Genomic DNA, 21794 nt, shown 5'->3' on the forward strand with positions numbered 1-21794 from the left:
AACGCAGCCCCTTAGGCCGCTGCGGCGAGCTTGACCACTCGCGTGCTCTCTCCCTTCGGGAGTCCCTGAACCCTTGCATCTGTGAACGCTCTCGGGTTGATCTCTCAGCACGCGCAACGTACAATTCCCAAGCGAATACAGGGGTTAGAACATCCGAGAGGCGCGTTAGAATGCCGAATGACGGCTGTTAGATTGTGTGAGAGCCTCCTCACATCATGTCGACCGCGCAGAGTCTTTATCAATCCGGCGCGGCGAGCCTGGCGCAATCCCTGAGCAATTCCTTCGCGTTGACGAAGTCGCGAGAACCAAACCCTTCCGTGCGCCCCGTCAAGGCGTCCTCCAAAAGCTCCACGGACGACTGGAACCTCCGCTGCGAACGCCACAGGCCAGCCAGGCTGCTCGCCGTCCGCAATTCCCAAGCACGGGCGCCGCTTGCCTTCGCGGCTTCGAGGGATTGAACGAAAAGACGCTCCGCTCTAGGCATGTCCTTCATCGGATCGGCCATGAACACGTGACCTTTGATCCGAAGCAGCTCGGCGACATTGAACGCGTCTCCGTTGCGGGCCACCGTAGCAAGAGCTTCGTCCACGGCGTCCAGCGCGTCTTTCGCCTGCCCCGCCATCAGCAGCCCCTCCGCCAAAGCACTCCTGAAGGCCGTCGTCATCAATTCATAACGATGCGCGCGCGTCTCGATGAGCGCGTATCTCAACATCGGCAGCCCTGTTTGATGATCACCTCTCATAACGGCGAGATAGCCCCGCACGCCAATTCCTGCTGCTTCGTAGGCCACTATCGCGCGGCTGCGCGCGTGACCGATCAGACGCTCGATGCTCTGCTCCGCGTCCTCCCAATCTCCGTTCCAGAGATACACCGAGACAGCCCAGATCAGTGCGATGCAGAGCGTGAGAGGGTGATTCAACTTGCCGGCCTCAATCGAGACCTGCCGAGCCATTTCAGTGGCGCGGTCGGCGTATCCGAGAAGCCAAAGCGTGCGCGCCAGGCAGATTCCGGAACGGTTTCGATAGTCGAGACCAAGACGGAGCGAATCGACATGCTTCGAGGCAGGGACGTGCCCAATCGCCGATTCCAAGTACCCCCGCGCCTTCTTGAGATCCTCGATGAGATGATGCGAGACACCCAGAAGGGAGTGTGCGGCCGCCAGCGCCCCCGGGTCATTCATCTTCAAAGCAACCGGCTCACTGCGTTCAGCAAATCTGAGGGCCTCGCGAAAGTTTCCGGTTCTGTAGTGAAACAGATGCAGGCGGCCGATCAATTGCAATTGACTTGGCAAGTCTTCCAAGGCCTCGGCCACTTCAAGCCCCTTTTCGAGCGATGTCCGAGCCTCCTCATTGTTGCCTTGCGAGAACATGAGCGAGAGGCCGAACGCCGCACGCAAGACGACCTCTCGGGACGTCCCCCGGCTTCCATCATCCAGATTGGCGATCGCCAGTTCGGTCCAGCGACGACATTCTGTAACCAGTGACGATTCGAGCAGCAGTGGAGCGGCAGCGGCCGCCAATGCAACACCGATCGACTTGTCGGTCTGAAGAAAGCACCACTCCAATGCAGCCCGTATGTTGCCGAGGTGAGGATCGTAGGCAGAGCCACCATCAAGCTCCGCCTCGGCCAATCGAACAGCCTCCTGCTGTTCGGCCCACCTCAGGTAAAACATCGCATGCCGCTGAAAGACGCCTTCGCCACCACCATCGCGATCCATGAGCTTCGACAGGGCGTACGCGCGGGTGGTATCAAGCAGGCGATAGCGCGCCTCAGACGACCCAGAAGACACCGCGATCAGCGACTTGTCTACGAGGCTCCCGACGGCTTCGAACGCGAGCTCCTCGCTGAGATCATCCGGCCCGACCACGGCAGCGACGGCTCGCATCGAGAAAAAGCCGACGAAGACGGATGACCTCCGCAGGACAAGAGCTTCGTTGTCCGAGAGCAGACCATAACTCCAATCAAGCGCGGCTGTTAACGTCTGATGACGCTGCAAGGCAGTGCGTCGTCCCTGGCCGAGCAGCCTGAACCTATCATCGAGCAGAGCAGCGGTTTCCTTGATTCCGAAGGCGCTCACACGGCTCGCGGCGATTTCAATCGCAAGCGCTATTCCATCCAAGCGCCGACAGATTTCTCCGACCGTCGGCACGTCCGCATCGCTCAATTCGAATGATGCCCCATTCGCCAGAACACGGTCGACAAACAATTGCGCCGCTGGAAACGCAAGCAGGTCTGAAACAGTCTCCACATTCAGCGGAGGACTCTCCAATGACGGCAGCTGCAGAACATACTCTCCTCCCACCCGCAGCGCCTCGCGACTCGTCGAAAGAATTCGTACGTTCGGCGCGTTCTGGAAAACTTGCTCGGCAAGCTCCGCCGCGGAGGTGATGACGTGCTCGCAGCTATCGAGTATGAGCAACATGCGTTTGTCGCGGATGAAGCTGATGATCGCAGGCGTCGGATCGTCGGTTTGAACCATCAGGCCCAGCGTCGACGCTACTGCTGTCGGCACCAGCATGGGATCGTTGAGAGGTCCCAGGTCAAAGAAGGCCACGGGGTCCTCGATCCGCGCGTTGCTCTTGTAGGCAGCTTCTATGGCCACTGTCGTCTTGCCGATCCCGCCTGGTCCGACAATCGTGACGAAGCGATTCTCGAGCAGCATCTCGCAGACCTTTTCGACCACGTCAGCGCGACCGATCATCCGGCCAAGGCGCGGTGGGAGGCCATGATTTGGCGCGACAACTCGATTTCTATCGTCTGCCTCTGCGCTCATCAGATCAGATGAGACAGGACAAACGAAGCTGTACCCTTTGCCCGGAACAGTGGCGACAAATCGGGCGCCGCCTTCTCCATCCCCCAACGCCCTGCGCAACACCCCGACGTGGAATCGCAGGCTTCCGGCATCGACGGTCGCATCGGACCAGACACGCGCTATCAAATCATCCTTGTCGACCACACTTCCTGCCCGCTGCAGGAGCACAAGAAGAATATCCATCGCGCGCGGGGGCAGATGTACCGGCGTGGAGCCTTTGCGCAAGACCCGCTCGCTCACCCGCAGGACAAACGGGCCGAACGATACCTCCTGCGACAACAGATCCTGAGGTATCATTCGTCAGTTCCTATCGAGGCGCCACCGGCCTCAATTTCTGTACGTCTTATCCATCAGAGACCCAATCCAATACGGACCCATCTTGAGCAATTGACCTGCGGCAAATTGCAACAGATCGCCCGCGGTAGCTGCAGAGTGGACGGGTCGCTCCGCGCGGCCATTTTGCAGCTTTCGCGTCTGCGAGTGCGCGAAACGTACAAAGCTGAGGAGTTTCATTCAAGTACCTGTCCTCGAATTCGCCCCAGATGTCCGAACGAGACCTGCGGATGATTGGAGGCCAAGATGAGCCAAGTGTCACAATTGACGAGACGACGTTTTTGTCTGTGTTGCGTGGCATCGGCTACGCTTGCCGCCGGTGGAGGATGGCTGACTCCTCGGGCTGCTTATGCCAAAGCCAGGAACATCGTGGACCTGATGCGTGCGGACGCAGCCACGGCAGCCATCAAGGTCCACAAGTTGCGCGGCGGCGTGAGCGTCCTCGAAGGATCGGGCGGCAATGTCGGAGTGCTCGGCGGACCGGACGGCAAGGTCATGATCGACGCCGGAATCACGGCTTCGAAGCCGAGAATGCTGGAGGCGCTGGCCAGTCTTGGAGCCGAGCCCGTACGGCATCTCGTCAACACGCATTGGCATTTCGACCACGCCGACGGCAACGAGTGGGTACATGCCGAGGGCGCGACCATTACAGCTCACGAGAACACACGGAAACATCTGAAGACCATGCAGCGCGTCGAGGACTGGGACTTCGATTTTCCCGCCTTGGTGCCGAGCGCCATTCCCACGGAGGTCTTTTCCGAGAGGAAACAGCTGAAGGTGAACCGGTCTACGATCGAGCTCCAGTACTATGGGCCTGCTCACACCGACAGTGACATATCGGTCCACTTCGTTGAAGCGGATATTCTTCATGCAGCCGACACCTTCTGGAACGGGATCTATCCGTTCATCGACTACTCGACCGGGGGAAGCATCGACGGCATGATCCGCGCCGCGGACGCGAATTTGGCAAAGGCCGGTGAAAGGACGATCGTGATCTCGGGGCACGGTTTTCCCGTCTGCAATCGCGCTGACCTGCAACAATATCGCGACATGCTCGTCGCCATCCGCGACAATGTCGCGAGGCTCAAGAAGCAGGAGACGACACTCGAAGCGGTGGTCGCTGCCAAGCCGACGGCGGTCTTCGACGGGAAGTGGGGCCAGTTCGTCATCACGCCGGCCTTTTTCACCAAGCTGGTCTATGAGGGAGTCTAGTTCCACAGTTTGCAACTCAGTCACCGGTTCAGGAGCGCGCACGAGCTCCTGAGCTAATTGAGGCCATCACAGGGAGCACCGAGATGAGCGACCCCAGGAAGACAACGGTGACTGCCGCGGGGACTTCGACGGCGAGTGCCAGGCTTGGCGTGGGATCCTGGACCATCATCGTGATCCTGGTCGCGCTCCTGGGAGCATCGGGCTTCGTCGCCTATCTCGGCTGGATGCTCGGCAGCGGAGCCGACGTGACGACCGCGGGCTACGTCGCGATGGCTCTGGGTGTCATCCTCTCGTTGGCCGTCGGGATCGGGCTGATGGGCCTGGTGTTCTACAGCAGCCGCAGCGGCTACGACGAGCCTGCGGTGTTCATCACAACGGAGACAGAATCCGCTTCTCAAGCGTCCGTCGAGACCACCGGCGAGAACAGATGATACGCAACTTTCGGGATCATGCCGCAAACGAGCGCACCTTCCTGGCTTGGATACGGACGGCCATCGCCGTCATGGCGTTTGGATTCCTGATCGAAAGATTCGACCTGATGCTGAAGGCCGCAGGCTTGGCCGTGGATGCCGCCACTCCGCATGGGCCCGGGCGCCAACTCGCAAACATCGCGGGACTCTCGGCGATCGCCGTGGCAACGCTCCTGTTCGTCCTCGCGACCGTTCGCTTTCTGCGGAACGCGACCATGATCGACAAGGAAGAGGAGCGCCGCATCCCCGGCTCACGTATCGACATCGTGCTGGGCGGGCTCCTCAGTGTGATGGGAATTGCGCTGCTGGTGTACCTCTCCCGGCTCTAGACGACCGGGACAGGATCGATCAACAAACGTATTCCCCCCCCGGCAACAACATCACGTGCCGCTATTTTCCCGACACAACTTCGGCTGCAATGCCCTGGAGAAGCTTAGTCATGGCCTCGATAGCGGCGTTGGCTTCGGGGCTCGCGGCGTGCCTGGCGGCGATCCAGGCCGGATCATTATACGACAGCCAGGTGATGCCGTTGGCATCCTGCCACACCAGCGCCTTCAGGGGCAGATCGATGCCCGCGGTCTGGGCCGCCCGCATCACCGGTGTTCCGCCTTTTGCATTCCCGAAGATCAGCAGGTCGGTCGGGCGCAGCGATTGATCGACCTGGGCCGCGCCATCCGCGTGATCGACCCGCGCGAAGATGGTCAGGCCGCGCCTGGATACGGCGGATTCGAGCCGCGCCATGGTCTCCTTCGGCTCGTAGTGGCTCTGCTGGCTGATCAATCCTTCTGCGGCCATGGCCTTTGCTCCTGTGAGGTCGAGGGAAAAGAGGACGATGGTTGCTGTCAGCAGGAGCCGCCGCAAGCAGCGATTCTGCGAATTTGCCGCGCCCCTCATTGCGAACCTATTTGCTGCCATTGCTGAATTCCGGTTCCGGGATGAAGCCGTCCCGATTGGGCATCCGAATGTCAGGCAGTGAGTGGCTGTCGAGCTTGCCGTCGGGAGGCAGGATCCCGTTGAGGCTGAGAATGTAGGCGGCCACCGCGTAGGTATCGTCGACGCTGAGCGATCCGGGCGCCTGGTAGGGCATGGCCCGATGGATGTAGTCGAACAGGGTCGTGGCGTACGGCCAGAAGCTTCCCACCGTCTTCACGGGCATGGCAGAGGCCAGTGTCCCCTGCCCGCCGGCGAGCCGGTCCTTGATGCCGCCGACGCCATTGTCGCCATGGCACGCCGCGCAGTTCTCCGAAAAGACGTCCTTGCCTCTGGCAACCGTGCCGGCGCCTTGCGGCAGACCTTTGCCGTCGGGCCGAACGTCGATGTCCCATAGCGCGATTTCGTTCGGGGTCGCAGGGCGGCCGAATTCCGACGCCACCGCGGAGGAGACGAGCGCGAACACGGCCGCGCCCGAGAGCAGCACCTTTCTACGACAGGACATTTTGGACCCTTCCTGCCTGGTCGATGCTCCAGGTCTGCTGGGCGTTGTAGTGAAACAGCGCGTTCGTCCCCATCTTGGCGATGAAGGAGTCCCGGTCGGGCTGCACGTTGCCCTTGTCGTCGATCGAACGGCTGACGATCTTCGTCGGCTTGCCGTCCCAGATCCAATCCATCTGGAAGCGTGTCTGGGCCTTGGGCAGAGCCGGAAGGTTCAATTGAGCGTCCTGCCAGCTCTCAGCGCCGTCGGTGCTGATCTCCACCCGGGCGATCTTGCCGTGCCCGCTCCAGGCCAGTCCTGAAATGCGATTGTACCCCGGCTTTATCTGCATGGTGCCCGACGGCTGCGTGATGACCGAATTGGTCTCCATCCGCAGCTGGAATTGCCTGGCCTTCCCGTTCGCGAGAAGCTGCGTGTAGCGTGCCGTCTCCCATCGGGTCATCCACGGCTGTTCGCCGAATTTCAGGCGACGCAGCCATTTGATGTTCAGATTGCCCTCCATGCCGGGAAGGATCAGCCGGATGGGAAAACCGTGCGCCGGCCTGATCGGCTCTCCGTTCTGCCCGTAAGCGACGATTGCCTCATCGACGATCTCTTGGGTGAGCGGAATGCTGCGGGCCACGGCGGCCGCATCTCCACCCTCGGCAAGCATCCAGGTGGAAGCCGCCTCCTTCTCCACCAGACCAAGAATGAACTTCAGCGGCACGCCGGTCCATTCGCTGGTGCTGACCAGCCCATGCGTGTTTTGAACGGTGAGATTACCGTCGGCCTTCTTCCAGTTTTCCCAGCCGTTGCCGGTGCACTCGAGAAAAATGGTACGGGAGACTGCCGGCATCGCCTTCAAGTCTTCGACGGAGAAGACCAGCTGTTTGCGGACCATGCCGTGCACGAGCAGCCGGTGCTTTGACGGGTCAAGGTCGGGTGCGCCCGCATGACTTCGCTCGTAGTGCAGGTCGGATGGCGTGATTGCGCCGATGAGCTTCTGCAAGGGAGCTTTCGAGTTGATGGCATCGGCAGGGTCGACGTTGCGGCGTCCTGGCCCCGCCTCAGGGATCCGCCCGATCTGCACGTATTTCGACCGCGCGCTGAGCGCGCCCAAATCGGCCCCCGGCTCTCGAGCGGGAACGTCCGCCAGCGTTTCTGCCGACGCGCGTCCCGCGACTGTGCTTCCAACGATACCCGTCGCCGCGGCCGCGAGGATCCTTCTTCGATTCCAGGCGATTTCGCTTCCGTTTCGTTCCGACATACCGTTGTCCTTCCTACGCGAGAGCGAGCCGGGGCCCGCGGTCCCCCGTCCAGGTCGCGTCGACGTGTGCCTCGAACCAAGATGGCCTCAGCCAAGTCATCCGCTGCGATGCTCTCGAACCGTTGGCATGATCAGACCTGAGCAGCGCCGCCGTCCACGAAGAGTTCGGCGCCGTTGACGAAGGAGCTCTTGTCGGACGCCAGGAAAAGCACCGCCTCCGCGATCTCGATCGGCCGTCCAACCCGCCCGACCGGCGCCACATCGTTGTGGCCCTTCAGAAACTCAGCCATCTGGTCGTCCGTCATGCCGAATTTGTCGTAGGCAGGCGTGGGCACCGTGCCCGGGCTCACGACGTTCACGCGGATCTTTCGATCTCGGAGATCGACGCTCCAGCCGCGGGCGAACGACCTGATCGCGGCCTTCGTCGCCGCGTAGACGCTGAATGCGGGAATGCCCTTGATGGCGGCGATCGACGCGTTCAGCACGATCGAGGAGCCTTCACCCATGAGCGGCAGCGCCTTCTGCACGGTGAACAGGGTCCCGCGAACGTTGACGCCGAAGGTCTTGTCGAAGTGCGCCTCGGTGATCGATCCGAGAGGAGCGAATTCGCCGAGACCGGCATTGGCGAACAGAACGTCCAGTCGACCCTTGCTTCTCCTGATCTCGTCGAACAGACGATCGAGATCACCCAGGTTCGCAATGTCGCCTTGGATGCCCTTGGCGCTCGCCCCGATCGCGGCGACGGCCGTCTCCAGTTCAGCCTGCCGTCTCCCCGAAATGAAGACGAAGGCGCCCTCCTCCGCAAACAGCTTTGCGGTCGCCAATCCTATGCCACTGGTTCCGCCGGTGACGAGCGCGATCTTCCCTGACAATCGGTCCATGTTTGTCCCTCGCTCGGTCAGTTGCCGCAGGCGTTTCCCCTGCGGCACTCCGACGACGCTAAGGGACCATGTCGGAAGCGGATTGGATCGTTCTGCGAATTCTTTTCCGATCCCCCGATGTCCATGTCTCCACCAAAGACCAGGTCGAACCGGACGCGTGTTGCACGTCTCAAGCAGCAGGCATGGCTGAGCGATCTCGCGGCGATCTCCGCCCGAGTTGTTCTCTCGAATGAACCTCTCCCGAGACGAAGAGGCGCAGGGAAGACCGGGTATCGGCTGATACCCGCGGTCCGCGTGCAGCAAAAAGCACGCGGCAGAACCACAGGTTCAGCCCAATATCCGGCCTTCCCTGCGCGACGGTTTTGCGACTTATAGGCGCTCTCCCCGGGGACCGGCTGTCTTGCCCCCGTCGCCTGCGGCTCATCATCACCGCCGGCTTGGCGTCAGCATCGGGACGCCAGGACCACACCATTTCGCCGTCGCCTCGCTCCGTTCGTCGGCCCGGTCGTGAGACCAGGCTGCAGAGCAACGCGCCCATCGCTTCCCCTGCTCGACGCTCGTGACGATCGCGAAACGTCCCTCTTCAGCGAGCCGGGATGCGCGAGAATGTGGAGGTGATTTGCCCGACGTGGCAAGAAAGAAGTGCGCGACAAACTGGCACGACGGGCAGTTAACGCATGCGGGGCATGCGAGGATTGACCGTCGGGCAGAGGATCATTCAGCCAATCGGCGGCAGTGAAGGAGCACCTTCGATGAGCCCGCTGCTCATGGTTCACCTGCATCTCCGGGGTGCGGAGCTAGCCGGTCTCCATGAAAACGCCGATTGGCGTGATCATGGTCAATGTGCAGCACCGGCTTCGGTGCCAAATCCTCATGGTGAGGAGCGCCGCACCACGGATCGTGCCATGACGAAAAGTGTTCACGGCGGCGCGTCTCGAACCATGAGGCCTCAGCTTGGGCCTCGCCCTTCGAGACGCGCGCTAAGAGGCGCGCTCCTCAGGGTGAGGAGCGGAAGCGTGCTCTGAGGCGTCAAGCTCCTGATCGGATCACGAGAGTTTTATGCACCGTAACGGGAAATTGCTTTTCTCAGCGATCAGGAGCCGTCTCTCAATTCGATGTTCGCCGGGTCCCACTGGTCGAGAGCGATTGCTGTGCATTCGGCAATGAGCAGATCGAGAACCGACTCGATCTTGCGCACATCGTATGTACCTAGAGCCAACGTCTCGGCCAACTGCTTCAAGAATTCCTTGCTATAGGATTCCTTGTACTCCAGCGCCCCTTGATACGTGCCAAGGCTCTTCTTGTAGTTGGTCCAAAGCACTTTGGCCGGCGGGTGACCGCCGACGTTGAGATCGAGATAACACTCGATTGCCGCAGCGCGGCAGTTAATGTTCGAGTTGTGGAGCCCCTCAGGACCTTCCGCTGGAAACGAGCGGAACTCTTCAAGTTCAGGCAACATGATTCCACGCATATTCGCAGGCAAGGTGAGTGTGGACAGACGCTGATGGGCGTCGAGCCCCTCAGCGTCATTGTCGAATACGAAGACGACCTGATTCTGAACATCTATCTTAGCGAGCCCCTCCGCGAATTTCACCAGGTTGCCTGTGCCCGAGAATGGATGGCTTTCACTCACGTCAATGAAGCGGAAGAAATCCGCGATCCCTGGCCGCAACAACGCGAGCGCATGCGTCAAGATGTGGACGTCCGAGCTGCCCTCGGTTGCGATCAGGAACGTCTCCGTTCGCCGAGCTTGAGGCACGAACTCCCGCTCTGTTGCCCACCCGTTCTGTAGCAACGGTCCATACTGCCAGACAACGGGAGCGTCCTCGTTCGCCTTCGAATCCGCAAAGAGTCGAAGAACTGAATACGGGTGAAGTATATCTACCAGCCCGCCGAAGAAGCTTCGTTCCGAATAGGCATGTACATCGTAGGGGCGGCAGCGGGGAATCCGCTCGAACTGCATCCCACTGAAGCGCCCTCGGATCTTCTCTTCGCTTACATTGTCCGTACCCGAGATAAATGTGTCGTCGAGGCCATCGAGCGCGTGTGCGGTGACGAACGTGCAGAACTCTGTAAAGCTCATCAGGTCGGGAACGGGCTCGTCATCATCGTCCCGGAGAGACTGCCTCTCCTCTAGCCAGTCTTGCGCGACTGCGTCATATTCACGGCGGACGCGTTCCAAATTGAAGCCCAGGAGTTCGAGGCGCGGAACGACGTGCTTAAGCGGTCGCGTGAACGCCATCTCTGAGGGCGTGGGGTCCTCGCCCTCCTCTTTATACCAATCGTAGTTGAGCTGGTCGCTCCTGATCGCCTTTCGGTCCCGTTCTTGAAAAAGCGATCCATGATCAATCCCTCGGTGGTTCTTGCTGTACGTGACGATCACACCGGCAACATCGAGCGTAATTTCCGTGCCCACGCTGGCCCCTTATCATCGTGCGGCGCCATGGGCGCCCTCATGCAGCACTTTCACCCGTGCTACGGGATGGCTGTCGCAGACATCGCGACACCCGGAACCTCCAGTTCGCCTATGTATCCAGCATGTCCCACTCATCGCCGAGCACCCAACGTATTGCCGACAGCTTGCCGTTGATCATCCCCCACTCGAAGTCGGTCCAGGGACCTAGACTGTCTGGACCAAGCTCATTTTCGGTCCGCTTCATCGCGGCAAGCATTCCTTCCCAAATCGTATCAACCATTAGGCCTCGGCGTTCTTCCGGAGTCGCCCTCTCCCACTCCTCCTTGGGCACCAATTTCTCTGCTCCGCGCTCGACGCGATCGATGATGCCCCACTTCCTGTTGTACCAGACCTGCTGGGTCAGCTTCTCCTCCGCCTCCAGCAACTCAGATAGCTGCCGGGGTTCCTGGCTATATTCGCGATCAAATTTGATCTCTTCGAGCAGATCGCTCGCAAACTCATTGAGCAGCGCGCCCAAGTTGGTCGAGTATCGGGAGCGCGCCCCGTCGAAGAGAGCTTCTAGGTCCGGGTGCGGTAAGCGTGTGTCCGCTCCCTTCTGGCTGAAATCGTGGATATTATGGGTCACGAACGCGCACACGTCGTCATCCTCACGCTCAGCCAGCGCGTCAACATAAGTCTCGATGATGATCGCATCTCCGATGCCGTTCATCTGCCGGTGAAAAGGTGCGACCTTGGCGATAGCTCGATCAGCGGCACGTGCCTTGATACTGTCGCTGATTGGCACAGGCTCCGTCGTGGCGAACAGCTTCTCAATCAGGCCCACAGCCTCGTTCACCGCCTCACCACGAGTGGCGATGCGATGATCAATCTCGTTTAGCCGCTTGAGCGTCGCTTCTCGCCCATCTTCGGGAGCGAACTGCACGATTGCCTCTCTAACCCGCTTGAAGTGGCTCGAAAGGCTGGCTCTGCTCGCCGCCATCACTCGATCTCGGTTCTGGGCAAATTCATCGATGATGATCTGCGGGAGGATCAGCGCAACCTCGTTCGCTTCTGTCATTGTCGACAAAGCGTCTAGCAGGGGGAGTTGGCGAGGGTCTTTTGTTAGATCAAGCCACACCGATGTATCGATTAACAGTTTCAAGGTCATAGTCGGCACCGGCTAGAAATCAGGGCAATCTTGCAGCGCCTTGGCGCTGCCGGAGGTCATCTGACCAAGTCGCGAGAGCATCAATATCGGCTGACAGTGCATCTGGCCTTGGCAGCGGACGGTTCAAAGCAAGGGCTGCGCTATGCAGCAGCTCCGAGCAACGCCCGAATGCGTCCGGTATAGGCTCGCAGTCGGCAATAGTGATCGCGGTCAGTTTGACCAGTCCCGGCGTTCTGACCCGTTGGACAGGCGCCGGATAACGTGCCCGACAATTTCCTCAACCGCGATTTCCCATGTATCCCGCAACGCTACCGCAATGGATTTGACGGTTCTCCGCCATTCATCGTCGTTGCCTCTAGGTGCGGGCCAGTGCCAGACGCCCAGTCACTCCCACTCAATCGTCCCCGGGGGCTTGCTCGTCACGTCGTACACCACCCGGTTCACGCCCTTCACCTCGTTGATGATGCGCGTGGCCGTATTGCCCAAGAACTTCATGTCGAACGGATAGAAGTCCGCCGTCATGCCGTCCGTCGAAGTCACCGCGCGCAGGCCGACGACGTAGTCGTAGGTGCGGCCGTCGCCCATGACGCCGACGGTCTTGACGGGGAGCAGCACGGCAAAAGCCTGCCAGATGGTGTCGTAGAGGCCGGCCTTGCGGATCTCGTCGATGTAGATGGCGTCGGCCTTGCGCAGGATGTCGAGCTTGTCTGTCGTGATCTCGCCGGGGCAGCGGATGGCGAGGCCGGGGCCCGGGAACGGGTGGCGGCCGACGAAGACGTCGGGAAGGCCGAGCTCGCGGCCGAGCACGCGGACCTCGTCCTTGAACAGTTCGCGCAACGGTTCGACCAGCTTCATGTTCATGCGGGCCGGAAGGCCGCCGACATTGTGGTGCGACTTGATCGTCACCGAGGGGCCGCCGGTGAAGGAGACGCTCTCGATCACGTCGGGATAGAGCGTGCCCTGCGCCAGGAAGTCGGCGCCGCCGATCTTCTTCGCCTCCGCCTCGAACACGTCGATGAAGAGTCGTCCGATCGTCTTGCGCTTCGCTTCGGGGTCGGTGACCCCTGCGAGCTCGCCGAGGAAGAGCTTTGAGGCGTCCACATGCACCAGCGGGATGTTGTAGTGGTGCCGGAACAGATCGACGACGGTCTCGGCCTCGTTGAGCCGGAGCAGGCCGTGGTCGACGAACACGCAGGTGAGCTGGTCGCCGATCGCCTCGTGGATCAGCACCGCGGCCACGGCCGAGTCGACGCCGCCGGAGAGGCCGCAGATCACCTTGCGACTGCCCACCTGCGCGCGGATCTTCTTGATCTCCTCCTCGCGGAAGGCGTGCATGGTCCAGTCGCCGCCGAGGCCGGCGATGTTGCGGACGAAGTTGCGGATCAGTTTTGCGCCGTCGGGCGTGTGCACCACCTCGGGGTGGAACATCAGGCCGTAGTACTTGCGCTTTTCGTCCTGGATCACGGCGAAGGGCGCGTTCGGCGAGACGCCGGCGACGGAGAAGCCGGGCGGCATCTGCGTGATGCGGTCGCCATGGCTCATCCACACCTGGTGCTGCTCGCCGGTCTGCCAGACGCCGTCGAAGAGCAGGCTGTTGGTTTTGACCTCGACGTCGGCACGGCCGAACTCGCGGTGGTGGCCGCCCTCGACGGTGCCGCCGAGCTGGGCGGCCATCGTCATCTGGCCGTAACAGATGCCCATCACCGGGACGCCGGAATCGAAGATCAGCTGCGGGGCGCGCGGGGAGCCCTCTTCGTGGACGGATTCGGGGCCGCCGGAAAGGATCACGGCCTTCGGGTTCATCTGCCGGAAGGCGGCCTCCGCCTTCTGGAACGGCACGATCTCGCAATACACGCCGTCCTCGCGCACCCGGCGCGCGATCAGCTGCGTGACCTGGCTGCCGAAATCGACGATCAGGATCTTGTCGTGGAGCGCGGCCACGGAGGTGTCGGTGGCGGCGGCGGTCGGGGTGTTGGATGGGGCTGTCATGGCAAGGAATTACGCCGCTGCGGGGGGACTCGCAACCCTTGGAAGGCGGGGATTCACCGCGCCGTGACGCGTTTCAACGCGGCTGTTCGATACAGCGCCCTCTCCCCTTGTGGGAGAGGGCATGTACGGCCCATCCGCGCACGCGGTTGGGTGAGGGGTATCTTTCCGCGAGCGGCGCCTGTGGAAACATACCCCTCACCCAACCGAGCTTGCCGAACCGTCGTGCATGCCCTCTCCCACCCTGGCGAAGCTTCGCTTCGCCTTGGGGGCGAGGGCGCAGCCACAGGCCCGCGGCCTCCTTTTCCCCTCGGGCAGTGCCGTGGGGTGGCGCAACTGTCTGTCCCCCGTCATTGCGAGCGCAGCGAAGCAATCCAGAGTCCCACCCGAGCCCCTGGATTGCTTCGCTGCGCTCGCAATGACGGCGGAGAGACCTTCGAGGGCGGAGAGACCTTCGGACGGCGGAGAGAGCTACGCCTTCTTCAGCACCGACACGAAAAACCCATCCGTCCCCGTGCGGCGGGGGGTCATCAGCCAGCCTTCGGGGGTTTGCAGGGCGGCCTCGGCGAACGCCTCGGCCTTGTCCCAGAGGACGGTGGCGGTCTGCTCCGGGGGCTGGATGGTGAACGCCTTGTGCCGCTCGACGAACGCCCTCACCTGCTCGCCGTTCTCCGGCTGCAGCACCGAGCAGGTGATGTAGGCGATGCGGCCGCCGGGTTTGACCAGGCGGGCGGCGCGGTCGAGCACCTCGGACTGGTCCTTGAGGCGGATCTCCAGGGCGCCGGGGCGCATGCGCCATTTGGCGTCGGGGTTGCGGCGCCAGGTGCCGGTGCCCGTGCAGGGGGCGTCGATGACGACCAGATCGGCCGAGGCGCTGATGTCGGCGAGCGGGTCGGCGTCGCCCTTCGGCGAGCGGATCTCGGCGTTGTGGACGCCGGCGCGGGACAGCCGCTCGTGGATGGGCGCGAGCTGGCGCTTGTCGGCGTCGGTGGCGATCAGGCGGCCCTTGCCCTGCATCATCGCGGCCAGCGCAAGCGTCTTGCCGCCGGCGCCGGCGCAGAGGTCGATGACCTGTTCGCCGGGCTTGGCCGCGGTGAACAGCGCCGCGAGCTGCGAGCCCTCGTCCTGGACCTCGACAAAGCCCTTGATGAAATCCTCCTCGGCATGGACGCCGGGATTGCGCGCGTCGGCGCCGAGCGTAATGCGCAGGCCGATCGGCGACCACGGCGTCGGCACCGCGCCGAGATGCTTCAGCGAGGCCTGCACCTTCTCGCGCTTGGCTTTCAGCGTGTTGACGCGCAGGTCGAGCGGCGCGCGGCTGGCCATCGCCATGGCCTCCGCGACGCGGTCGTCGCCGAACACGGCGGCGACATACGGGTCGAGCCAGTCGGGATAGTCGCCGGCGACCGGCGGCGGCGCGCCATCCGTGGTGCGCGAGGCCAGCGCCTTTTCCTCGGCGGCTGACAGCGGCGGCGGCGCGAAGCGGCTGCCGTCGCACATCGCGGCGATGGTCGGGACATCCAGGCCGCGCTCGAGCTTGAGCATGCCGAGCACCCGCGCCCGCGCGGTGTCGTCCTGCATCACATAGGCGCTGGAGGCGCGGCGGCGGAGCACGTCCCAGACGAGGCCGGCGATGGCGGCGCGGTCGCCGGAGCCGGCGAAGCGATGGCTGGTGCCCCAGTCCTTCAAGGCCTTCGCCGCCGGTGCCCTCTGGGACTCGATGGACTCGATGATGTCGATGGCGGCGGACAGCCGGGCGGCGGGGGTCATCAGGACTTCCGTTCTAGATCAGGAGAAGCATCTTCAGGGCGAAATACAGCCACATCGCCAGCAGCACCAGCGCCGAGGCGATCCAGGCGAGCCCACGCTTGTCTGCCCCGCTGAGAAAGCCGGCATTGACGAAGCGGGCGACGACGAACACCCAGGACAGCAGCACGATCACCAGATCGGCATGGCGCAGCGGCAGCGCAATCGCGATCAGAGCGTAGAACAAGGTCGGCAGGCCGAATTCGTCGGCGGCGTCCGTGGCTTGGCCGCGCCTCTTATTCCAGAACAGCAGCGCAAACGTCAGCGCGACCTCGACGAAGACGGGCAGCAGCACCATGGGCAGCGACATCGAAAATCCCCCTTTGGAATGAAGAAGGCCCGGCATGATGCCGGGCCCTCATGATGAACCGGTTCCCTCAGGACTCCCGATAAGCCCTCGTGGTTCCCGTGATTTTACCGCCGCGCTGAACTTTCACATCAAGTGTGGCTCAGGCTTTGGGCTCAGGCCTTGTCCGGCCCGACCCGCACCAGCTGCTTGCCGAAATTGGCGCCCTTGAGCAGGCCCATGAACGCCCCCGGCGCGTTCTCCAGGCCCTCGGTGACATGCTCCTTGTACTTGACCTTGCCGTCGCGGACCCAGGCCGACATGTCCTTGAGGAAGTCGCCATGGCGGGAGGCGAAGTCGGAGACGATGAAGCCGCGGATCAGGAGCCGCTTGGTCAGCACGTTGCGCATCAGCGCGCCGGCCCATTTCGGCGCCACCGACTGGGTATCGTTGTAATGCGCGATCAGGCCGCAGACGGGCATGCGGGCGAAGGCGTTGAACAGCGGGAACACCGCCTCGAACACGGGGCCGCCGACGTTCTCGAAATAGACGTCGATGCCCTTGGGGCACGCCTCTTTCAGCTTGGCGGCGAGATCGGGGTCGCGATGGTCGAGGCAGTCGTCGAAGCCGAACTCGGACTTCACGTAGTCGCATTTGTCCTTGCCGCCGGCGATGCCGATGGCGCGGGCGCCCTTGATCCTGGCGATCTGCCCGACCGCCGAGCCGACGGCACCGGAGGCGGCGGCGACCACGACGGTCTCGCCTGCCTTCGGCTGGCCGATGTCGAGCAGGCCGGTATAGGCGGTCATGCCGGGCATGCCGAGCACGCCGACGGCGGTCGAGATCGGCGCGAGGCTCGGGTCGACCTTAGCGAGGCCCTTGCCGTCGGAGATCGCATGCGTCTGCCAGCCGGCGCGGGCCAGCACGATGTCGCCGGGCTTGAAGCCCGGATTGTTGGAGGCGGCCACCTCGCACACCGTCCCCGCCTCCATGACGCCGCCGACCGGCACCGGCTGGGCATAGGACGGCCCGTCGCTCATGCGCCCGCGCATATAGGGATCGAGCGACAGCCAGATCGTGCGCAACAGCACCTCGCCGGCGCCGGGCGTCGGGATGGCGTGCTCCTCGAGGCGGAAATCGCTGGGCTTGGGCTCGCCGACGGGACGCGCGGCGAGCACGATGCGCTTGGCTTGAGACATGGTGTTTCCTCTTGTTGTTGGTTGTGATGCCTTTATGCACCCACGGGCACCGTCATTGCGAGGAGCGAAGCGACGAAGCAATCCAGGGCTGCACGCGCCGCCCCTGGATTGCTTCGCTTCGCTCGCAATGACGGAGAGAGCGGAGGCTGTTACGCCCCGCCCGGATAGTTCGGGCTCTCCCGCGTAATCGTCACGTCGTGGACGTGGCTTTCGCGCAGGCCGGCGCCGGTGATGCGGACGAACTCGGCCTTGCTGTGGAAGTCTTCCAGCGTCTTGGCGCCGACATAGCCCATGGCGGCGCGCAGGCCGCCGGCGAGCTGGTGCATGACGTTGCCGACCGGGCCCTTGTACGGCACCTGGCCCTCGATGCCCTCCGGCACGAGCTTCAGGGTGTCCTTGATGTCCTGCTGGAAGTAGCGGTCGGCCGAGCCGCGGGCCATCGCGCCGACCGAGCCCATGCCGCGATAGGCCTTGTAGGAGCGGCCCTGCCAAAGGAACACTTCGCCGGGCGTCTCGTCGGTGCCCGCCAGCAGCGAGCCGACCATGGCGACATCGGCGCCGGCGGCGAGCGCCTTGGCGAGGTCGCCGGAGAACTTGATGCCGCCGTCGGCGATGACGGGCACGTCGGCCTTCTTGGCCGCTTCCACCGCATCCATGATCGCGGTGAGCTGCGGCACGCCGACGCCGGCAACGATGCGGGTGGTGCAGATCGAGCCCGGGCCGATGCCGACCTTGACGGCGTCGGCGCCGGCGTCGATCAGCGCCTGCGCGCCGTCGCGGGTGGCGATGTTGCCGGCGATCACCTGCACCGCATTCGAGATGCGCTTGATGCGGTTGACCGCCTCCAGCACGCGCGAGGAATGGCCGTGCGCGGTGTCGACCACGACGAGGTCGACGCCGGCCTCGATCAGCTTCTCGGTGCGCTCGAAACCGCCCTCGCCCACAGTCGTTGCCGCGGCGACGCGGAGGCGCCCCTGCGCGTCCTTGCAGGCCAAGGGATGCGCGACCGCCTTCTCCATGTCCTTGACGGTGATCAGGCCGACGCAGCGGTACTGATCGTCGACGACGAGCAGCTTCTCGATGCGGTGCTTGTGCAGGATCTTCTTGGCCTCGTCCTGGCCGACGCCCTCGCGCACGGTGACGAGGTTCTCATGCGTCATCAGCTCGGAGATCTTCTGCCGCGGATCGGTGGCGAAGCGCACGTCGCGGTTGGTCAGGATGCCGACCAGCTTGCCGGGGATGCCCTTGGCGCCGCCGGTCACCACGGGGATGCCGGAGAAGCCGTAATCCTTCATCAGCGCCAGCGCGTCGGCCAGCGTCGCGTCCGGGGAGATCGTCAGCGGGTTCACCACCATGCCGGATTCGAACTTCTTGACCTGGCGCACCTGGGCGGCCTGGCCCTCGGGATCGAAATTGCGGTGGATCACCCCGACACCGCCGGCCTGCGCCATCGCGATCGCCATGCGCGCCTCGGTGACGGTATCCATGGCGGAGGCCATGATCGGAATGTTCAGCGCGATCTCGCGCGTCACGCGCGAGCGGATGTCGACCTCGGAGGGCAGCACATCGGAGAGGCCCGGCTTCAAGAGCACGTCGTCGAAGGTGAAGGCTTCGCGAAGTGTCTGCACGGTCGCCATCGTCAACTCCTTGTCTGCGGCCATAACGGCCGCGATGGGATTTAAGGATGAGCGGCGCCGCCGTCGAGACCATGCCTCGCCGTCGAATCGGAGCCCATCGGTGGGGTTGACGCGGGTCGATAGCATGGGCCTGTGACGAATCAAAGAGCCGATCCGCCGTCCTCCCGCGATTGCGAAAGACGGCCCGGATCGGCCCTGACGCGCAACAAAAGGTCGCCGGAGCCCCGATTTCGGGGCAGAAGTTCCGCAGCTCAGCGCCAGGCGCCCGGCGGCGGCCCGTAGCGGCGGATGGCGTCGACCACCTCGCGATGCCGCCGGTCCTCCCGCCGCATATGGACCGCGACCAGGGCGTGGGCCGAGGGGACCAGCAGCAGCACATGGAAGAACAGGCCGAGCACCAGGCAGACCAGACACAGCAGCAGGTTGAAGATCGCCGCGAACGGCTGCCCGTTAAGCAAGAGACCCAGCGGCGGCACCACGGCGGCGAGCAGATAGATCATCGGCACATCTCCATCAGCGACGCGACAGCGTCACGCTGCATTTGGGGGGCCATGCCAGCAGCGCAATGGCCCTGTTCGTCGCAGGGTGTTAAAGCCGCGCCGCCGGCCTGCCTCCTTCCTCCCAGGATTCGATGAACAAGCAACGCGTCATTCCGCTGATCGTCGCCACCGCGCTGTTCATGGAGAACATGGACTCCACGGTGATCGCGACCTCGCTGCCGGCGATCGCCAAGGATATCGGCACCAGCCCGCTGACGCTGAAGCTCGCGATCACCTCGTATCTGTTGTCGCTCGCGGTGTTCATCCCGGCGAGCGGCTGGACCGCCGACCGGTTCGGCGCACGACGGGTATTCTCCAGCGCCGTCGCGGTGTTCATGATCGGCTCGATCGGCTGCGCGCTCGCCAACTCGGTCGAGAACTTCGTGTTCGCGCGCATCCTGCAAGGCATGGGCGGCGCGATGATGACGCCGGTCGGCCGCCTCGTGCTGCTGCGGTCGGTCGACAAGAGCGCCCTCGTCGGGGCCATGGCCTGGGTCACGATCCCCGCGCTGATCGGCCCGGTCATCGGGCCGCCGGTCGGCGGCTTCATCACCACCTATTTCTCCTGGCACTGGATCTTCCTGATCAACATCCCGATCGGCATCGTCGGCATCATCATGGCGCTGCGCTTCATCGATCCGATCAAGAGCGACAATCCCGAGCCGTTCGATCTCTACGGCATGGTGCTCGCCGGCATTGGCCTCGCCGGCCTCGCCTTCGGCCTTTCCGTCGCCGGCCTCAACCTGCTGCCGTGGTCGGTGGTCGGCAGCCTGATTGCGATCGGAGCGATCTCGATGACGCTCTATGTGCGGCACTCCTGGCGCACCAATTCGCCGGTGCTGGACTTCTCGCTGCTGCGGCTGCCGACGTTGCGGGCCTCGATCGTCGGCGGCTTCATGTTCCGGCTCGGCATCGGCGCCCTGCCCTTCCTGCTGCCGCTGCTGATGCAGCTCGGCTTCGGCCTGTCGCCGTTCCAGTCCGGCCTCGTCACCTTCGGCTCCTCGGCCGGCGCCATGGGCATGAAGGCGCTGGCCGCACGGCTGATCAAGGCCTTCGGCTTCCGCCATCTGATGACGGTCAACGCCGTCGTCAGCTCGGTCTTCCTTGCCGCCTGCGCGCTGTTCACACCGGCGACGCCGCTGCTCCTGATCGTCATTATCCTGTTCGTCGGCGGCTTCTTCCGCTCGCTGCAGTTCACCGCGATCAACACGGTGGCCTATGCCGAGGTCGAGACCGCACAGATGAGCCGCGCCACCACGCTGACCAGCGTCAACCAGCAGCTCGCGATATCAGCGGGCGTCGCCGTCGGCGCCTTCTCCGTGGAGACGACGATGTGGGCCCATGGCGCGAGCCAGCTCACCGCTTCGTCGTTCGCGCCGGCCTTCATCGTCGTCGCCATCACCTCGGCGCTGTCGTCGCTCTTCTTCTGGCAGATGCCCGACGATGCCGGCAGCGAGATCTCAGGGCGCAAGGTCGCCGCGATCGCGAGCCGCAAGGGCGCCGAGAAAGGCGCCGAGAAGGCCGCGACGAAACAGGCCAGCGAAACCACGCATGATGCGCGGGATCAGAAGCTGTGACCGCTCGGCTGCAGAAGAACCTCGGATTGTCTCGACACGCGAGCGAAAAACGTCTCGCGTGTCCGATGGAGACCGACCAAGATTGAGCCTGCGTGGCCTCGCCGCCACAGCTGCGGGCGACGCTGGTTTGCGCGCGGACGCAGGAACGCTTGGCCGCAAGGTTTCGTTCTGATCGCATGACCGAAGAGCTGGCACCGCATCCGACCCCGAGTCCGGGCCTCACCCCTGCCCTCGAACGCAACATCCAGGCGCTGGTCGACCGCCGCAAGCGTGAGCAGAGCGAGGCGACCACGCAGCAGAAGGTCGCCGACGCAATTACCGGCTTCACGGGCTCGATGACCTTCGTCTATCTGCATCTGGCCATGTTCGGCTTCTGGATCATCGCCAATCTGCACCTCATCCCCGGCGTCCCCGCCTGGGATGAGAGCTTCGTCGTGCTGGCGATGATCGCCTCGGTCGAGGCGATCTTCCTCTCGACCTTCGTGCTGATCTCGCAGAACCGCATGGCCGGCGAAGCCGACAAGCGCGCCGACCTCGATCTGCAGATCAGCCTGCTCACAGAGCACGAGCTGACGCAGGTGGTGACGCTGCTGAACCAGATGGCGAAACAGATGGGCATCGAGCCGGACGCCAAGCCCGAGCTGCGCGACGCATCAAAGGACATCGCGCCGGAGCGCGTGCTCGACAAGATCGAGGAGGCGCAGAGGTGATGAGGGCGGGCTCACCGAAGCTGAACTTTGATCGCAACGATCACCGCTGCGCAATACAGCGCCCTCTCCCCTTGCGGGAGAGGGCATTTAGGACAGCGCCGCAAA

Annotated in this window: 18 protein-coding genes; 5 read left to right on the forward strand and 13 right to left on the reverse strand. The window is 63.3% G+C overall.

Features of this window, described 5'->3' with window-relative positions; translation table 11 throughout:
* Window positions 1–238: 238 nt before the first annotated feature.
* Window positions 239–3109 carry a winged helix-turn-helix domain-containing protein gene (locus NLR35_RS19650; protein ID WP_257168172.1) on the reverse strand — a complete coding sequence of 957 codons (2871 nt, stop codon included), beginning with the start codon at window positions 3107–3109 and terminating at the stop codon, window positions 239–241.
* A 282-nt stretch (window positions 3110–3391) separates the two neighbouring features.
* Here NLR35_RS19650 and NLR35_RS19655 point away from each other — a divergent pair, with 282 nt between their 5' ends.
* The 3 genes from NLR35_RS19655 (at window position 3392) to NLR35_RS19665 (ending at window position 5156) form a co-directional block, all read left to right on the forward strand.
* Window positions 3392–4357, forward strand: coding sequence for an MBL fold metallo-hydrolase (locus tag NLR35_RS19655; RefSeq protein WP_257168173.1), 966 nt, complete (start codon window positions 3392–3394; stop codon window positions 4355–4357).
* Window positions 4358–4440: 83 nt separating this feature from the next.
* Entirely contained in the window at window positions 4441–4788 is a 348-nt protein-coding gene (locus NLR35_RS19660) for a hypothetical protein (protein WP_257168174.1), read from the forward strand.
* 71 nt (window positions 4789–4859) lie between these two features.
* The gene (locus tag NLR35_RS19665; RefSeq protein ID WP_374940832.1) at window positions 4860–5156 is read left to right on the forward strand and encodes a hypothetical protein; all 297 of its coding nucleotides are present in this window, start codon (window positions 4860–4862) and stop codon (window positions 5154–5156) included.
* A gap of 61 nt (window positions 5157–5217) precedes the next feature.
* Here the strand turns inward: NLR35_RS19665 and NLR35_RS19670 are convergent, their stop codons facing one another.
* From NLR35_RS19670 to NLR35_RS19725, 12 genes are all read right to left on the reverse strand, one after another.
* A complete protein-coding gene (locus NLR35_RS19670; RefSeq protein WP_257168230.1) occupies window positions 5218–5622 on the reverse strand; it encodes a DUF302 domain-containing protein in 405 nt (134 codons plus the stop codon).
* A gap of 106 nt (window positions 5623–5728) precedes the next feature.
* Window positions 5729–6262, reverse strand: a complete 534-nt coding sequence (locus tag NLR35_RS19675; RefSeq protein WP_257168176.1) for a c-type cytochrome — start codon at window positions 6260–6262, stop codon at window positions 5729–5731.
* Window positions 6249–7505 carry a sulfite dehydrogenase gene (gene soxC, locus NLR35_RS19680; protein ID WP_257168177.1) on the reverse strand — a complete coding sequence of 419 codons (1257 nt, stop codon included), beginning with the start codon at window positions 7503–7505 and terminating at the stop codon, window positions 6249–6251. Before soxC ends, NLR35_RS19675 begins: the two co-directional genes overlap by 14 nt.
* 131 nt (window positions 7506–7636) lie before the next feature.
* Complete coding sequence (locus tag NLR35_RS19685) at window positions 7637–8386, reverse strand: SDR family oxidoreductase (RefSeq protein ID WP_257168231.1); 750 nt, start codon at window positions 8384–8386, stop codon at window positions 7637–7639.
* A gap of 1093 nt (window positions 8387–9479) precedes the next feature.
* The gene (locus NLR35_RS19690; RefSeq protein WP_257168178.1) at window positions 9480–10802 is read right to left on the reverse strand and encodes a HEPN/Toprim-associated domain-containing protein; all 1323 of its coding nucleotides are present in this window, start codon (window positions 10800–10802) and stop codon (window positions 9480–9482) included.
* A 109-nt stretch (window positions 10803–10911) separates the two neighbouring features.
* A complete protein-coding gene (locus NLR35_RS19695; protein WP_257168179.1) occupies window positions 10912–11949 on the reverse strand; it encodes a PIN domain-containing protein in 1038 nt (345 codons plus the stop codon).
* A gap of 384 nt (window positions 11950–12333) precedes the next feature.
* The gene (gene guaA, locus NLR35_RS19700; RefSeq protein WP_257168180.1) at window positions 12334–13938 is read right to left on the reverse strand and encodes a glutamine-hydrolyzing GMP synthase; all 1605 of its coding nucleotides are present in this window, start codon (window positions 13936–13938) and stop codon (window positions 12334–12336) included.
* 468 nt (window positions 13939–14406) lie between these two features.
* Window positions 14407–15705: an RsmB/NOP family class I SAM-dependent RNA methyltransferase gene (locus NLR35_RS19705; RefSeq protein ID WP_257168181.1), complete on the reverse strand. Its 1299-nt coding sequence runs from the start codon at window positions 15703–15705 to the stop codon at window positions 14407–14409.
* A gap of 13 nt (window positions 15706–15718) precedes the next feature.
* Window positions 15719–16051, reverse strand: coding sequence for an MAPEG family protein (locus NLR35_RS19710; RefSeq protein ID WP_257168182.1), 333 nt, complete (start codon window positions 16049–16051; stop codon window positions 15719–15721).
* Window positions 16052–16203: 152 nt separating this feature from the next.
* Window positions 16204–17226: an NADP-dependent oxidoreductase gene (locus NLR35_RS19715; RefSeq protein ID WP_257168183.1), complete on the reverse strand. Its 1023-nt coding sequence runs from the start codon at window positions 17224–17226 to the stop codon at window positions 16204–16206.
* Window positions 17227–17375: 149 nt separating this feature from the next.
* Window positions 17376–18863 (reverse strand): IMP dehydrogenase, encoded by a 1488-nt coding sequence (gene guaB, locus NLR35_RS19720; RefSeq protein ID WP_257168184.1) that lies wholly within the window; start codon window positions 18861–18863, stop codon window positions 17376–17378.
* Between the two features lie 251 nt (window positions 18864–19114).
* The gene (locus NLR35_RS19725; protein WP_257168185.1) at window positions 19115–19363 is read right to left on the reverse strand and encodes a hypothetical protein; all 249 of its coding nucleotides are present in this window, start codon (window positions 19361–19363) and stop codon (window positions 19115–19117) included.
* Window positions 19364–19494: 131 nt separating this feature from the next.
* Between NLR35_RS19725 and NLR35_RS19730 the strand changes: the two genes are divergently transcribed.
* Window positions 19495–20979: a DHA2 family efflux MFS transporter permease subunit gene (locus tag NLR35_RS19730; RefSeq protein ID WP_257168186.1), complete on the forward strand. Its 1485-nt coding sequence runs from the start codon at window positions 19495–19497 to the stop codon at window positions 20977–20979.
* Window positions 20980–21155: 176 nt separating this feature from the next.
* Window positions 21156–21689, forward strand: coding sequence for a DUF1003 domain-containing protein (locus NLR35_RS19735; protein ID WP_257168187.1), 534 nt, complete (start codon window positions 21156–21158; stop codon window positions 21687–21689).
* Window positions 21690–21794 lie beyond the last annotated feature (105 nt).

Source organism: Bradyrhizobium sp. SRS-191 (assembly GCF_024586915.1).
Lineage (GTDB): Bacteria > Pseudomonadota > Alphaproteobacteria > Rhizobiales > Xanthobacteraceae > Bradyrhizobium.